Origin of the sequence: Advenella faeciporci (assembly GCF_014652395.1) — a bacterium.
GTDB lineage: Bacteria > Pseudomonadota > Gammaproteobacteria > Burkholderiales > Burkholderiaceae_B > Advenella > Advenella faeciporci.
On sequence record NZ_BMYS01000003.1, the window covers coordinates 140,992 to 156,879 of the forward strand.

16 protein-coding genes are annotated in these 15,888 nt (G+C 48.0%); 6 read left to right on the forward strand and 10 right to left on the reverse strand.

The genetic code is table 11. The features are described from left to right. Positions 1-3 precede the first annotated feature (3 nt). From sdhA to IE074_RS03810, 4 genes are all read right to left on the reverse strand, one after another. Positions 4-1,782, reverse strand: coding sequence for a succinate dehydrogenase flavoprotein subunit (gene sdhA / locus IE074_RS03795; RefSeq protein WP_189384123.1), 1,779 nt, complete (start codon positions 1,780-1,782; stop codon positions 4-6). 3 nt (positions 1,783-1,785) lie between these two features. Continuing rightward, complete coding sequence (sdhD, locus tag IE074_RS03800) at positions 1,786-2,166, reverse strand: succinate dehydrogenase, hydrophobic membrane anchor protein (RefSeq protein ID WP_189384124.1); 381 nt, start codon at positions 2,164-2,166, stop codon at positions 1,786-1,788. After that, a complete protein-coding gene (gene sdhC, locus IE074_RS03805; RefSeq protein ID WP_189384125.1) occupies positions 2,166-2,582 on the reverse strand; it encodes a succinate dehydrogenase, cytochrome b556 subunit in 417 nt (138 codons plus the stop codon). Before sdhC ends, sdhD begins: the two co-directional genes overlap by 1 nt. Before the next feature lie 91 nt (positions 2,583-2,673). Then, positions 2,674-3,438, reverse strand: a complete 765-nt coding sequence (locus tag IE074_RS03810; RefSeq protein ID WP_189384126.1) for a GntR family transcriptional regulator — start codon at positions 3,436-3,438, stop codon at positions 2,674-2,676. Positions 3,439-3,680: 242 nt separating this feature from the next. Between IE074_RS03810 and IE074_RS03815 the strand changes: the two genes are divergently transcribed. From IE074_RS03815 to IE074_RS03825, 3 genes are all read left to right on the forward strand, one after another. Then, entirely contained in the window at positions 3,681-4,670 is a 990-nt protein-coding gene (locus IE074_RS03815) for a malate dehydrogenase (protein WP_189384127.1), read from the forward strand. A gap of 112 nt (positions 4,671-4,782) precedes the next feature. Next, on the forward strand, positions 4,783-5,049 hold the full coding sequence (locus IE074_RS03820; RefSeq protein WP_189384196.1) for a hypothetical protein: 267 nt from the start codon (positions 4,783-4,785) through the stop codon (positions 5,047-5,049). A 5-nt stretch (positions 5,050-5,054) separates the two neighbouring features. After that, entirely contained in the window at positions 5,055-6,506 is a 1,452-nt protein-coding gene (locus IE074_RS03825) for a bifunctional 2-methylcitrate dehydratase/aconitate hydratase (RefSeq protein ID WP_189384128.1), read from the forward strand. A 92-nt stretch (positions 6,507-6,598) separates the two neighbouring features. Here IE074_RS03825 and IE074_RS03830 read toward each other — a convergent pair whose 3' ends face one another. From IE074_RS03830 to IE074_RS03850, 5 genes are all read right to left on the reverse strand, one after another. Further along, positions 6,599-6,976 (reverse strand): tripartite tricarboxylate transporter substrate-binding protein, encoded by a 378-nt coding sequence (locus IE074_RS03830; RefSeq protein ID WP_189384129.1) that lies wholly within the window; start codon positions 6,974-6,976, stop codon positions 6,599-6,601. A gap of 44 nt (positions 6,977-7,020) precedes the next feature. Beyond that, the gene (locus IE074_RS03835; RefSeq protein ID WP_189384130.1) at positions 7,021-7,911 is read right to left on the reverse strand and encodes a LysR family transcriptional regulator; all 891 of its coding nucleotides are present in this window, start codon (positions 7,909-7,911) and stop codon (positions 7,021-7,023) included. 116 nt (positions 7,912-8,027) lie between these two features. Then, the gene (locus IE074_RS03840; protein ID WP_189384131.1) at positions 8,028-9,059 is read right to left on the reverse strand and encodes an acyl-CoA dehydrogenase family protein; all 1,032 of its coding nucleotides are present in this window, start codon (positions 9,057-9,059) and stop codon (positions 8,028-8,030) included. A 12-nt stretch (positions 9,060-9,071) separates the two neighbouring features. Next, complete coding sequence (locus IE074_RS03845) at positions 9,072-10,223, reverse strand: acyl-CoA dehydrogenase family protein (RefSeq protein WP_189384132.1); 1,152 nt, start codon at positions 10,221-10,223, stop codon at positions 9,072-9,074. A 52-nt stretch (positions 10,224-10,275) separates the two neighbouring features. After that, positions 10,276-10,734 (reverse strand): MaoC family dehydratase, encoded by a 459-nt coding sequence (locus IE074_RS03850; RefSeq protein ID WP_189384133.1) that lies wholly within the window; start codon positions 10,732-10,734, stop codon positions 10,276-10,278. Positions 10,735-10,997: 263 nt separating this feature from the next. On the opposite strand from IE074_RS03850, the gene IE074_RS03855 reads away from it, so the two are divergent. Next, on the forward strand, positions 10,998-11,375 hold the full coding sequence (locus IE074_RS03855) for a hypothetical protein (RefSeq protein WP_189384134.1): 378 nt from the start codon (positions 10,998-11,000) through the stop codon (positions 11,373-11,375). 97 nt (positions 11,376-11,472) lie between these two features. Further along, entirely contained in the window at positions 11,473-11,745 is a 273-nt protein-coding gene (locus tag IE074_RS03860; RefSeq protein WP_189384135.1) for a GNAT family N-acetyltransferase, read from the forward strand. 93 nt (positions 11,746-11,838) lie between these two features. Here IE074_RS03860 and IE074_RS03865 read toward each other — a convergent pair whose 3' ends face one another. Further along, entirely contained in the window at positions 11,839-12,807 is a 969-nt protein-coding gene (locus IE074_RS03865) for an aq_1923 C-terminal domain (RefSeq protein ID WP_189384136.1), read from the reverse strand. 419 nt (positions 12,808-13,226) lie between these two features. Here IE074_RS03865 and acnB point away from each other — a divergent pair, with 419 nt between their 5' ends. Beyond that, positions 13,227-15,818, forward strand: coding sequence for a bifunctional aconitate hydratase 2/2-methylisocitrate dehydratase (gene acnB, locus IE074_RS03870; protein WP_189384137.1), 2,592 nt, complete (start codon positions 13,227-13,229; stop codon positions 15,816-15,818). Positions 15,819-15,888: the final 70 nt, after the last annotated feature.

Below are 15,888 nucleotides of genomic sequence, written 5' to 3' on the forward strand. Positions count from 1 at the left end.
TGCTTAGAAAGTGCGTGCTTTAGGTGGGAATGATTCAACAGTCAGTGGCTTCATATGAACCGGCTTGTATTCCAGGCGGCCATCTGAAGAATGCCACAAGGTGTGTTTCAACCAGTTTTCATCATCACGCTCAGGGTGATCATCCAATGCATGGGCGCCACGGCTTTCAGTGCGATTGGCAGCTGATTTGATGGTTGCACGCGCTACTTCAATCATGTTCTCAACTTCCAGCGCCTCAACACGTGCTGTATTGAACACTTTTGATTTATCTTTGAAGTTGATGTGTTTGACCTGTTCTGCCAGTTCGTCGATTTGACCAACACCTTCGTTCAGCAATTTCAGTGTACGGAATACGCCACAATGCTGCTGCATTGAAACACGAATGCTGTTGGCAACATCTTGCACTTTCTCGCCGGAAGTGCGGGATTCAATGGCATTAACTCGAGCAAGGGAAGCCTCAACCGATTCTTTCGCCAGAGGCTGGTGTTCACGCTGTTTCTCAGGATGAGAGTCAACAATATGGTTACCTGCCGCACGGCCGAAAATAACCAGGTCAAGCAAGGAGTTGGTACCCAGGCGGTTGGCACCGTGTACGGACACAGCCGCACATTCACCAATGGCGTACAGGCCGTTAACCACTTTTTCTTCGCCATTATCCCAGGTAACAACCTGCCCATGATAGTTGGCAGGAATACCACCCATTTGATAGTGAATGGTTGGCACGACAGGAATAGGTTCTTTAATTGGATCAACGTTACCGAACTTGATCGCAATCTCACGAATGGATGGCAAACGCTTGTTAATGACATCTGCGCCCAGGTGATCCAGCTTCAGGACAACATAGTTGCCATCAGGTCCACAACCCCGGCCCTCTTTGATTTCCTGGTCCATTGAACGGGAAACAAAGTCACGAGGAGCCAGGTCTTTCAGGGTTGGCGCATAACGTTCCATGAAACGCTCGCCGTCTTTATTAAGAAGGATACCGCCCTCGCCTCGAACACCTTCGGTAATGAGCACGCCCGCACCGGCAACACCGGTTGGGTGGAATTGCCAGAATTCCATATCTTGCAGGCATATACCAGCGCGTGCTGCCATGCCAAGACCGTCACCCGTATTAATGAATGCATTGGTTGAAGCAGCCCAGATACGGCCTGCGCCACCTGTTGCCAGAACGGTTTTCTTGGCCTCAAGGATATAAATATCACCCGTTTCCATTTCCAGGGCAGTTACACCCAGGACATCCCCCGCATCGTTGCGAATCAGGTCAAGCGCCATCCACTCGACAAAGAAGTGGGTTTTGGCAGCAACGTTACGCTGATACAGTGTATGCAGCAAAGCATGACCGGTACGGTCAGCGGCGGCACAGGCACGCTGTACGGGTTTTTCACCGAAGTTGGCGGTGTGGCCACCAAATGGTCGTTGGTAAATAGTGCCATCAGGATTACGGTCGAATGGCATACCAAAGTGCTCAAGCTCATAAACCGCTTCGGGAGCCTGACGACACATGAATTCGATGGCATCCTGGTCACCGAGCCAGTCGGAACCTTTGATGGTATCGTACATGTGCCAGTACCAGTTATCTTCGCTCATGTTACCCAGTGATGCACCAATACCACCCTGAGCCGCTACAGTATGCGAACGGGTTGGAAACACTTTGGACAAAACAGCGACTTTAAGACCAGCCTGCGCAAGCTGCAAGGAACAACGCATACCGGCACCGCCGGCGCCTACGACCACCGCATCAAACTGGCGGCGTGGCAATGAAGAATTAATTGCGACCACGGCTTATAGACTCCAAACAATATTCGCGAAAAACAAGACTGAACCAATTAACCACAATACGGTTAATACATGCAAGCCCACACGAAGGCCTGCCGGTTTCACATAATCCATCCAGATGTCACGCACACCGATCCAGGCATGCCAGGCCAGAGAGAAAAAAGCCAGCGTGGCTGAAATTTGACCCAACGGCAAGCCAAAACAGGTAAAGGTAAAGAAACCTTTCCATGACTCATAGTTGATGGAAGTGAACAGGGCACAGATCAGGAATAAAACAGAATAAACGGCCAGTATGATCGCGGTCATACGCTGGACGAGAAAATCGAATGAGCCATAGTGTGCACCCACAACCAGGCGTTTCCTACCGATTTGTTCATGAGTTGCCATTACATAACTCCAAACAGTTTAATTGCAAAAATCAGGGTAAGGGCAATGCTTGTGCCCAAAACAATCGCTGCACTTTTCTGGGCAGATACTTTATCCATTCCGATATGCAAATCAAGGGTCAGGTACCTGATACCCGCACACAGGTGATGCATGAAGCCCCACAAAATCACCAGCAAAACAAGTTTCAGCAAAAAGCCACCAAACCCGCTTCCCAAAGCCTCAAAGCTTTCAGGTGATGCCACACTGGCAGCAAAAAGAGGAATCAGAATGATAGGTAGGCTTAAAAACAGGATTGCGCCACTGATACGATGCAAAATTGACACTTTCCCGGCAGTGGGCAGGCGGTATTTAACTGCAATAAGCTCTAAATCGAGATTGCGAAATTCCCGACGTGGCTTTGACGTAGAGTCTGACATAACGGCCTCAAAATAATGAAACGATATATAACAAAAAAAACAAACCCGGCCAATATTACTTCATTTGAACCGGCACTAACCAAAACGGCCTCTAGTTTAAACTATTTCTGTAATGATATTGATCAGTCAGGTAAATTCCCCTGCGAATTTCCATGGGGCGATCTCCATAAGTGTATGAGACCCGATCCACCTGCAACAAAGGAAAACCCTCAGAAACATTAAGAAAATCAGCCATTTGCGAACTTGCTGCAATAGCCCTGATTTTCTCTTCCGCCCGAATCATGCTGACACCAAATTTTGTTTCAAACAATCCATAAAGCGGCCCCTTGTTATGAGTCAATATCTCGCTGGTAAGCCCTTTGAAAACATCAGCGGGGAGCCAGATCTCATCAATAACACTTGGCCGGTTACCCAGATTCATAAGGCGCTTTATATATATAAGCGCATCTCCAGAGCGAATCTCAAGCATGCGGGCCATTTCCTGCGTTGCCTTTTGCCGGCTGCATTCAAGTATTGTACTTTGCGCACGTTGGGTATTTTCGGGATTGTCTGGAGTAAGCCGCAAAAAACGGTAACGAACCTGGGCTTCATGGTGGGTGGCAACAAAAGTACCTTTGCCTTGACGCCTGATCAACAGATTCTCGGCAGCCAGCTCATCAATAGCCTTGCGCACGGTTCCCTGACTGACCTGAAACCGTGAGGCAAGGTCAAGTTCACTGGGAATGCTTTCACCGGGCTTCCATTCACCGGCATGCAAACTTTGTACAAGCAATGCTTTGATTTGCTTGTACAAAGGACTGAAAGCGGCGCCACTAATGGCTGCCCCCTTGCCGGTGGAGGATGATGAAACTGACATATTTACAGAATAATGAAAACCTGAATTAACGTGCAACATTATTTCACACCTAAGGGTTTATGTCTATTCTTATATAAGATATAAGTTATAAGACAATTTGACGAAAAGCGGATTTTATTCTAAGATTATTGGCAATTATCAATAAGAGTTTTCATGAATAATCCGGTACCGCTATTGGTTTGCCGCATACGCTCTTAAGGCTCTTATCTCTTTACGTTCATACCTATTTTGGAGAAACATTTATGTCCAAGCCAGCCCTGCGCGTTGCTGTTACTGGTGCTGCCGGTCAAATCGGTTACGCATTGCTATTTCGTATTGCCTCAGGCGAAATGTTAGGAAAAGACCAGCCGGTCATTTTGCAACTGCTTGAAATCCCAGACGAAAAAGCACAAAAAGCACTTAAAGGCGTTATGATGGAACTGGACGATTGTGCATTCCCTCTATTGCAGGAAATGACCGCTCACAGCGACCCCATGACTGCATTCAAAGATGCTGACGTTGCCTTGCTGGTGGGTGCACGCCCCCGCGGCCCAGGCATGGAGCGTAAAGACCTGTTGCAAGTCAATGCGCAAATCTTTACCGCTCAAGGTAAAGCCCTTAACGCCGTGGCAAGCCGCGATGTAAAAGTGCTGGTTGTTGGTAACCCCGCCAACACCAACGCCTATATTGCCATGAAGTCTGCCCCAGACCTGCCTGCCAAAAACTTCACCGCCATGTTGCGTCTGGATCACAACCGTGCGCTTACCCAGCTGGCCCAGAAATCTGGCAAAGCGGTTAAAGACATCGAAAACCTCATCGTATGGGGCAACCACTCTCCCACCATGTACCCTGACACCCGTTTTGCCACGGTCAATGGCGAGTCTCTGGATAAGCTCATCAACGACGAAACCTGGAACCGTGAAACCTTCATTCCTACAGTGGGTAAACGTGGCGCAGCGATTATCGAAGCACGTGGCCTGTCTTCAGCCGCATCGGCAGCCAATGCCGCCATTGACCACATCCGCGACTGGATGCTGGGTTCAAACGGCAAATGGGTCACCATGGGTATTCCATCAGATGGTTCTTATGGCATCCCTGAAGGCATCATCTATGGTGTGCCAGTCACTACCGAAAACGGCGAGTACAAACGTGTTGAAGGCCTGGAAATTGATGCATTCTCTCGTGAGCGCATGGATTTCACCCTCAATGAATTGCTTGAAGAGCGTGACGGGGTAGCCGACCTGCTTAAATAATGCAGTGAAAAAATAGCCACTATCAAGTGGCTATTTTTTTAGGCTTTACCTTATTGATTAAATACAACAGTTAGCTTCTTTTGCATCAATATCCTTGAGGACGTTCTCACCGATGTCGGCAGACGCATCAAGCCATCTTTCAAACAGGCATACGGATCGTAGCCGTTCAGGTCAGGGCCACCCAGCGTTTCAGACTGTCATCCAGGGCTCGGACAATGCCCGTATTATCGAGCAACACATCGACAACAAGATCATTTGTCCAACCGCCAATTATATTGGCCCCGATGATCAACAATCCGTTGTCATCAATATACGCTCATTGCTCATATCCTTATCACGGGCGGGTCCTTTTATGAACCCACCCATTTTTAAAGAGTAAGCTATATGTCCAGTCATATTTCAAATGTACATCCCGAGCCAGATCAGGTTCTGGTTGATATTGTCGATTACGTCCTGAATTACAACATCGAAAGTACCGTTGCCTATGAAACCGCACGTAACTGTCTGATCGATACCCTGGGTTGTGGTCTTGAAGCCCTGGAATACCCCGCCTGCCGCAAACTGCTGGGCCCTATCATTCCTGGCACTGTTGTACCCAATGGCGCCAAGATTCCCGGCACACAATTCCAGCTTGACCCTGTCCAGGCCGCCTTCAATATTGGCACCATGATCCGCTGGCTAGATTTCAACGACACCTGGCTGGCTGCTGAATGGGGTCACCCATCCGACAATCTGGGTGGCATTCTGGCTACCGCCGACTGGCTGTCACGTAACGCTGTCGCCGTTGGTAAAGCGCCGCTCACCATGCATGACGTGCTGACCGGCATGATCAAGGCACACGAAATCCAGGGTTGTATTGCCCTTGAAAACTCTTTCAACAAAGTGGGTCTTGACCACGTTGTACTGGTAAAAGTGGCATCCACCGCTGTAGTCGCAAAAATGCTGGGCCTTGATCGCGAAGAAGTCATCAATGCCGTGTCACTGGCATGGGTTGATGGCCAAAGCCTGCGCACCTATCGTCATGCCCCCAACACAGGTAGCCGCAAATCATGGGCAGCCGGTGATGCCACCAGCCGTGCCGTTCGCCTTGCATTAATCGCAAAAACCGGTGAAATGGGCTATCCATCCGTGTTAACCACCAAAACATGGGGCTTTTACGATGTGCTGTTTAACGGTCAGCCTTTTAAATTCCAGCGTCCTTACGGCAGCTACGTCATGGAAAACGTCTTATTCAAGATTTCTTTCCCTGCAGAATTTCACTCACAAACTGCCGTTGAGTGTGCCATGGATATTCATCAGAAGTTAAACGCAGCTGGCAAAACCGCAGAAGACATCAAGCAAATCACCATTCGTACCCACGAGGCGTGCATTCGCATCATCGACAAAAAAGGTCCGCTTAACAACCCGGCCGACCGCGACCACTGCATCCAGTACATGGTTGCCGTACCTGTTTTGTTTGGTCGCCTGACCGCCGCAGACTACGAAGACGGCATTGCTGCAGACCCACGCATTGACGCCCTTCGCGACAAGATTGTCTGCGTAGAAGACCCCGCCTTCACGGCCGACTACCACGATCCGGAAAAACGCTCCATCGCTAACGCCCTAACTGTTGAATTCAACGATGGCAGCAAACTGGAAGAGATTGTTTGCGAGTACCCAATCGGTCACAAACGTCGTCGGACCGATGGCATCCCGCTGCTAGAGGACAAATTCCGCACGAATCTGGCTCGTGTATTCCCAGGCAGGCAGCAAAACCGCATCCTTGAGGTTTCTCTGGATCAAAAAGCACTGGAAGCAATGCCTGTCCACGAATACATTGATTTGTACGTCATCTAACAGCCTGTTTTAACCCGCTGATAAAATTGTTTTATTAGCGGGCTTACAGGACACAAAAAAACCTCTTTTGGCTGGCCTCCCAAAACTGGAATTTATTCAAATGTTGATGTTCCCGTTCCCGTAGAGGCATAGGTGAACATATTGGCTTTTTTTGAAGAAGCCAGTTTTATGAATGACTCTATGCTATCAACCTGGATCTTGTTGTTTACGGTAAAAATAAGCGGTGTTTCAGCTACCAATGCGATGGGCACCAAATCAGAAGCATCATAAGACAATTTTTTATAAAGCATTGGGTTCAATAATAATGTTGAACCCGTTGCCATCAAAATGGTGTATCCATCAGGCTTAGAAGTGGTAACCTGTTTCGCCCTCAAGGCAGTCTTTGCACCAGGTTTATTTTCAACTACTACAACCTGCTTTATTTGCTTTTCCAAACCATGAGCAATAGAACGGCTAATATTGAGTATCACTCATTGGACACATTATCACTCATTCGACAAATTCCACATTCAAACTACGAATACAAGCTTATTGCCAAATCCAGAAATTTTATTGTGGCAATAGTGGCGGTGTTTTTTTTGTGTATCAGAGCAAAACCAATTCGCCTAATGTCAGACTCATCCAGCAACTTAAGATAAGCCAAGTTCTTTTTAAGCTTTGTTTGCATAACTACAGATGGTACCAATGCGATGCCTACTCCACTTTCAACCAAGGCCAGTACGGTATCTACCTGAATAGCTATTTGGACTACCCGTGGAATAAAGCCAGCCCCCTGACAAGCAGACATAACAGCATGATGCAGACCTCGGGCATAATCCGGGGAATACACGATAAATGGGTAATCGGCCAGTTCCTTCAAACAAACAGAGCGGCCCTCCAGTTCATGCCTCTTGGGTACAGCCAAAACGAAATTGTCTTTTTCCAGCTGAATCATATCCACGGCCGTGTCATCCAGCACAGGCGTACGAATCAGGCCTACATCGAGCTTGCCAGCTTCCACATCCTGAACAATCCGGCTGGAAATCCCCTCAGTAAAATTCAGTTCGACATTTTCATATTTCTGCCTGAAGGCCTGAACCAGGTTTTGCAGCAATCCTTGGGTGACTGACCCCACAAAACCAATATGCAAAACCCCTCTAGTTCCTTCCTTGATTTCATCTGCCGTGTGCTGCAATTGTTCTGCAAAATGAAGCAAGCGCATGGCATCCGCATGGATTTGTTTTCCTTCCTGCGTCAAGGAAACTCCTTTGGGCGTTCGCTCAAACAAACGCAATCCCAACTCGGCCTCCAGTTTTTGAATGGATACCGATAAAGGGGGCTGGGCAATATGCAATTTTTCAGCGGCCTTATGAAAATTCAAGGTTTCAGCCAGCACCAAAAAATGACGGATCCGACGCAGGTCCATATTAATTCCTGTAATGTAATATTTTTAATGATATCTAAAGAATATTAAAAAAGAACCTAAATAAGTAATACTGCCAGCGCCGCTGAATCATCTGACATTTTGCCTCCTGAAAAAAATCACCATCCCGGGCACAGCTCTCCAGTTAACATTGAAAAAACCGTTTCACCCTCTTGCCCCAATACGTGATGGCCCAACTTTTTAGCCCAGCAGGATTGGGTTCCTGCCTCACTCCTGAACTCCCGTACACGTCGGGTATAAAAATGCAAGGCGTACTCTTCGGTAATACCAATTGCCCCATGAACCGCATGGGCAATATCGGCCACCTGATCGGACACAAAACTGACCTGATATTTGGCTATGGCCAACAAATTGGGATCTGACCGATTATTGTTACTATTACATGCAATTTGAGCTGCCATGCGCGCTGCCCATACGTGCTCTGCCAGCACACTGATTTGATGTTGAATAGCCTGGAACTTGCTTAAAGGCCTGCCAAATTGCTGCCGTTGATTGGCATATTCCAGCGTCATTTCAAATATTTTTTCCATGGCACCCACACTGGGCAGCAGTGTCGCCAAGGAAGCCAGGTTAAGCAATTCATCCAAAGCCCGCGCAGACACATCCAGCTCAATCGTCTCTTCCAGACGCCAGCTTACACTGGCAAACAACCCTGCGTGATAAACCTCATTAACCACTGCCTTTTCCTGGGTCAGCAAATAGCATCTCTGGTTGGCCAACACCAAAAAACTGGCTGCCTGGTGACCAAAAGGCAATTTATTAATCACTATCCGCCCTTGCCCTTCGGAGACTTTCACCCCCATTGTGGCAATTGCAATAGATCCATCGGGCACAGTCAGCCGATTGTTATCCAGCCATCCCCTGGCTAGCAGAGTACTGGCAAAAGGAACAGGCAGGTTAAAATATCCTTCCAGCTTAAACAGATTTCCCGCTTCTTTCAGACTCAGCCCTGCCCCTCCTTTTTCTTCAGTCAGCATCACATCCAGAAAACCGGAAGCCGCTATTTCTGACCAGATCGCTTCATAATCAGCGCTCGACAAATCCAGGCTGTTGCCATACTTTTCAGAAATATCGGCAAACAACCGGCCCACAGCCTCATCAAAAAGATTATCCATACTTGAATTGTCCATTATTGTCTCTTCTTACCGTAAGCCCAAACCCCGGGCAATAATGCCACGCAATATCTCGCGAGTACCACCACGCAAGGAATAGGAAGGACATACCTGATCCACCAAGGCCAGGGTCTTGATCAGCTCCACCGAAGGAGTCCATTCGGGATGTTGACCCATGCAATCAGCGATCAACTTGGGAATTTCCTGTTCAAGTCCAGTACCATAATCCTTAACCAGCGATGCCTCTACCGAAGGATTTTCACCCTTGGCCAGTTTGCTGGTAATCGCCAAAGACATGGTTCTCAATACAGCAAGCCGGGCAACAATACCACCCAGAGTTACCTGCACATGCTCGGACTCCCAGCCTTGCTGCCGGCATTCTTTCAGGAAACACTCCACCAGGGCCATACTGGAATAAATACGCTCTGGACCACTGCGCTCAAAGGCCAATTCGGCATTGACCTGTTCCCAGCCATCGCCTTCATTGCCAATCAGGGCTTCATCGTCCAGCTGAACATCCGTAAAAAACACCTCTGAAAAGTGCGCATCACCAGCTACATCAACAATAGGACGAACGGTTACGCCAGGCAAGCTCAAATCAATTATTACCTGAGACAATCCTTTATGCCGGTCTGAAGATTCTCCGGAGGTGCGCACCAAAGCAATCATATAGTGTGATTTATGCGCATTGGTCGTCCAGATTTTGCTGCCATTCAGCAGCCAGCCTTTATCATTCCTGTCCGCCCTTGATTTGATACTGGCCAAATCAGAACCCGAATTGGGCTCGCTCATGCCAATACAGAAAAATGCGTCACCCTTGCAAATTTTAGGCAGATAAAACTGCTTATGTGCCTCAGTCCCATAGCGCAAGATTAATGGCCCACTTTGACGGTCGGCAATCCAGTGAGCGGATACCGGTGCCCCCGCCCCCAACAGTTCTTCAGACAACACGAATCGTGAAAAGTAACCACGCTCGGCACCCCCATACTTTTTAGGCAAGGTTAGCCCAAGCCAACCTTTTGATGCCAGCTTCTTACTGAAACCGGCATCAAAACCCATCCATGAGCGGGCCCGGGCATAGGCATCCATACCTTGCGTGGCCTCTTTAACAAAAGCCCGCAGTTCGTTTCGGAATTGGTTTTCTTCTTCGGGCAGATAAGCCAGGTCAAGAACATCAAGCATAATTAACAACCTGTTTGATTCAATCCAAAATTATTACTTACACTGTTATCAATTAACGTCCCGACAGCATGCGGGTGACGTCATAAGTAATCACAATCACATCATCCTGATTTTTAATATCCACCCGCGTTGATACCACTGCACGGTTCAGTTTGGACGTTGGACGCACCTGGGTTACTTCCACTTCGGCCCAAACGGTATCGCCGGCCACTACCGGCGCCAGCATTTTTTTATGAACCTCCAGCAAAGCCAAACCAGTGCCCTGCACCATGGTTTGCATCAACAAACCTTCAATAATGCTGTAAGTTAGTGCCCCAGGCACCGGACGCCCCTTGATGGCACCCGCATTAAACGTTTTATCAATGAAAATGGTTTCAAGCATCCCAGTGACACTAATAAAATTGACGATATCGGTTTCTGTAATGGTACGTTTGAAAGTTTTGAATTTTTGTCCCACTACCAAGTCTTGCCAGTAAAAACCTTCGCCCAATAATTTTGCTTCCTGTGTCATTGTCTCTCTCCTGTTTTAAGTATTTTTCACCAGTAATTGTACTGATGCGTTCTTGATAATATTTATAGCTACTGTGCCTATCCTAGCTTTGCCTGTATCAAATAAAAAATAAAGGGTAATATCAATTGCGATACCCGTCTAATATTAATTAAAAATCAAATGATACTGAATTGATATCACCAAAAAACATGTTGCTCAACTTCGGTTAAAATCCCTCGTTGATTTATTACTTACAAGCCAACCCGAGACTTACTCTTTTCCTTATGATTGAATTAATACTGACCTACGCCATTGCAGTACTAATGGCCTGTTTTCTGATTGCTTCATTTTCGGGCCTCTACCTGATTTTCTTTTCCCTGAAACCCACCAATGACATGCTTAAGCATCCTTATTTAAGCATGCAGCCGTTCAATCGGTTTTCCCTGTCCATTCGCTGCTCGATCTTACTGGACTATTTTTTCAGGCTGTTTTTCCCCAATGTACAGTTCTGGCTGATTGGTCACGCCAACCGCATTTTGCCTCATGTCATTCCATCACAAGTCCCCGTTAAAATTAAATGGCCCTTGCTTGGGCTGTGGGGCTGTTGTTTTATTGGCATTCTTTGCATGTGCGTGGTGTGGGGTATTTTGCTTACCCGCTAAAAACTGTATAAACCCTTGCGGCACTAAGCACTTCTTGGCTTGCCACTGCGTAAAGTATTATCATAATGATATTCTTATCTTCACCCAAGGCAAGCCAATGAGTTTATCTATCCAGCACCTTCCCGAACTGTCCCGTTTCCAGGCGGTTATTGATGGCCATATCTGCCTGATTGATTACCGGCTTGATGACAAAGTCATGCATGTTTTGCACACCTTGGTCCCCCAAGAGGTGGGCGGACGCGGTATTGCTGCGGAAATGACCCGTTTTGCCCTGGAAACCGCCAGTAACAATAACTGGAAAGTTCACCCTGTCTGCTCGTATACCGTTGCCTATCTTAAACGGCATCCTGAATACACTCATGTCCTTTAAACACTGTTCCTGTGGCAGCAAAGAAAAAAGCGTTCAGGGTTGAACGCTTTTTTCATGCGGGCTTAAGATCGTACTATTTGATCGTACTATTTCTTAATTCTTCAATTCAATATTCAGGTTTTGAAAAAGCTGATTGAGATTAGCGCTCCCCCTGCCAGACAACAACTGAACAACCGACATGATCTCAAAAGGAGGAGTTGGATTCATCGCAAATGAAAGACTGTTTTTCTGGTTGGTCACGTACTTATAAACCGCATCACAAGAAGCCTCTGTCTTGTTTTCACCAAAAACAACCGCCCCCTGTTTCAGGCAGGCCTCTTTTTGCTGAAGCATTTTTGCTTCATAGGTAGCGTCTTGTGCTGGCGTAGGCTGCTCGCCGAAAGCTACTCCTTTCTCTTTGGCAATAACCCTTTTTACAAGACCTTTGTCATCAATATTAAATGACAGGGAATTAATGCTGACTGGCGCCAGAAACGGCAGCACAGCCATGGGGTTTTGCTGTACCGTTTCAGCATTGGTACGCACTTGTTCAAGTAAACCGGCAATTTTATTGGCATCAAGTTTGACGCCAAAATTGGCCACTTCGGGTTGATCGATACTGATTTCATAGGAAGAACGGTCTGTGCTGCTGTCAATACTGACCTTCAGGCTGCCATTGACTTCGGGCAACTCTGTATAGCCCAGATCAGCCAATCGGCTATCTGTAACTTTGCCTATGGGGCTTTTACCGGTTTCATCAGCAAAACCCTGAAAAGAAATATCTATTTTCTGGATTTTTTCAGTGTTCTCAAGGTCATTCAGAATCACTTTGCGAAAAGTGAAATAATGCGCGGGGTTTTGTTTATCGACAATTTTGACATTGCTCATGGAACCTGTGCCACTCACATTGGCATCAAGACTTTCCCAAAACACATTATCCTGCAAATTGTTTTTTACCAAAAAAGCCTTCAGCTCTTCCTCTACCTTGCCTTGAGCCAGTTTATTACCACCATACCAGGCTGCACCCGCAGCAACAACCAGAACCCCTGCCGTCGCAATGGCAAGCTTCTTCTTAGAAGACATACGTTTCCTTTTGCTTGTAATTAATTGAAAATGTAACGGCAACACTATACATGACGTTCGCGACAGTGCAAATATAATTGACTATAAAAGTCATAAATAAAGCCGTAAAAAAACAATAAAACAGAAGGACCAATTATAACCCGATGAGCGCTGTAACAAAGTTCCTGTCCCTGCTGCTATTGGAACTTTCATGTACCGGAAAGAAACAAAAAAACACGCAGGCGTGTAAAATTCAGCCTGAGCCTGCATTGCCTTCATTTTCCAAAAATGAACCTTAACCCCTGAAGATACAAAATGTTACTCCTGTTTTTGGAAAATATGTTGCTGCAAACAGTCAACTCTTATATAAGACATAAGACTTTTTTGCGAAAAAGCCTTATAATGGTCATGTTGTCTCTAATATTTTTTAAGGTCACGTCATGTTGGAATCATATCGTCAACACGTTGCCGAGCGCGCTGCGCTGGGCATCCCTCCTCTGCCTTTATCAGCCAAACAAACGGCTGAATTAATCGAATTGCTCAAAGCACCTCCCGCCGGAGAAGAAAACTATCTGGTAGATCTGATTACCCACCGTGTACCCGCAGGTGTGGATGATGCCGCCAAAGTCAAGGCTTCTTACCTGGCCGCCGTTGCTTTCGGCACCGAAAAATGCCCCCTGATCACCCCTGAAAAAGCCACCGAGTTGCTGGGCACCATGCTGGGCGGTTTCAACATCAGCCCGCTCATCGACTTGCTCGACAACCCGACACTGGGTTCCATCGCTGCCGATGCCCTGAAAAAAACCCTGCTCATGTTTGACGCCTTCCATGATGTGAAGGAAAAAGCAGACAAAGGCAATGAAAACGCCAAAGCCGTTATTCAAAGCTGGGCCGACGCCGAATGGTTCACCAGCCGCCCTGAAGTACCGGAAAGCCTCACTGTCACGGTTTTCAAGGTCAGTGGCGAAACCAATACCGACGACCTGTCGCCCGCCCCCGACGCCACAACACGTCCGGATATTCCCCTGCACGCGTTGGCAATGCTGAAAAACAAACGTGAAGGCGCCGCCTTCGAACCTGAAGAAGATGGCAAGCGCGGTCCGGTTAAATTCATTGAATCCCTGAAAGAAAAAGGCAATCTGGTTGCCTACGTGGGTGACGTTGTCGGTACCGGCTCTTCACGCAAATCCGCCACCAACTCCGTATTGTGGTTCACGGGTGAAGACATTCCTTTCGTACCCAACAAACGCTTCGGTGGTGTTTGCCTGGGTGGCAAAATTGCGCCCATTTTCTATAACACCATGGAAGACGCCGGCGCATTGCCGATTGAGCTGGACGTTTCCCAAATGGACATGGGCGATGTGGTTGAACTGCGCCCCTATGAAGGCAAAGCCCTTAAAAACGGTGAAGTCATTGCCGAATTCCAGGTCAAATCAGATGTCCTGTTTGACGAAGTCCGTGCCGGTGGCCGTATCCCCCTGATTATTGGTCGTGGCCTTACCGCCAAAGCCCGTGAAGCACTGGGTCTGCCTGCATCCACCCTGTTCCGTCTGCCCAGTGAGCCTGTCGACTCAGGCAAAGGCTACACACTGGCACAAAAAATGGTTGGTCGTGCCTGTGGATTGCCCGAAGGCAAAGGCGTTCGCCCAGGTACTTACTGCGAACCCAAAATGACCTCTGTTGGCAGCCAGGATACCACTGGCCCAATGACCCGCGACGAACTGAAAGACCTTGCCTGCCTGGGCTTCTCTGCAGATCTGGTCATGCAGTCTTTCTGCCACACTGCCGCCTATCCAAAACCCGTAGATGTCAAAACACACCACGAGCTGCCAGACTTCATCAGCACTCGTGGCGGTATTGCCCTGCGTCCTGGTGACGGTGTTATTCACTCATGGTTAAACCGTATGTTGCTGCCCGATACCGTTGGCACCGGTGGTGACTCGCACACCCGTTTCCCAATCGGCATCAGCTTCCCTGCCGGCTCCGGCCTGGTTGCTTTTGCAGCTGCAACCGGTGTAATGCCCCTTGACATGCCAGAATCCGTTCTGGTTCGTTTCAAAGGCAAAATGCAGCCAGGCGTTACCTTGCGTGACCTGGTCAATGCCATTCCGCTATACGCCATCAAGAGCGGTGAACTGACCGTTGCCAAACAAGGCAAGAAAAACGTGTTCTCAGGTCGCATCCTTGAAATTGAAGGCTTGCCAGACCTGAAAGTGGAACAGGCATTCGAACTGTCTGACGCTTCTGCCGAACGTTCTGCTGCCGGTTGTACCGTCCGCCTGAACAAAGAGCCCATCATCGAATACCTCAACAGCAACATCACCCTGTTGAAATGGATGATTGCCAACGGCTACGAAGACGAACGCTCACTGGCCCGCCGCATCAAAGCCATGGAAGCCTGGCTGGCCAATCCACAGCTGCTTGAGCCCGATGCCGATGCCGAATATGCAAGCATCATCGAAATTGACCTGGCCGACATCCACGAACCTATCGTGGCATGCCCGAACGACCCTGACGATGTCAAAACCCTGTCTGATGTTGCCGGTGAAAAAATTGATGAAGTGTTTATCGGTAGCTGCATGACCAACATTGGCCACTTCCGCGCCGCCTCCAAGCTGCTGGAAGGCAAACGCGACATCCCGGTCAAACTGTGGGTTGCTCCTCCAACCAAAATGGATCAAAAGCAACTCACCGAAGAAGGCCACTATGGCGTTCTGGGCGTAGCCGGTGCCCGTATGGAAATGCCTGGCTGTTCATTGTGCATGGGTAACCAGGCACAGGTTCGCGAAGGCGCTACCGTCATGTCAACCAGCACCCGCAACTTCCCGAACCGTTTGGGTAAAAACACCAATGTTTACCTGGGTTCTGCAGAACTGGCTGCCATCTGCTCTCGCCTGGGTCGCATCCCAACACGCGAAGAGTACATGGCTGACATCGGTATCATCGACCAAAACAGCGACCAGATCTATCGCTACATGAACTTTGACCAAATCGAAGACTTCAAGGAAATTGCAGATACCGTTGGTATCTAAAAACAAATGAGGTCAATGCCGTTCCAAACGGAACGGCTTGGTTCAATGTTAAAACAGGTCTTGAAAAAGG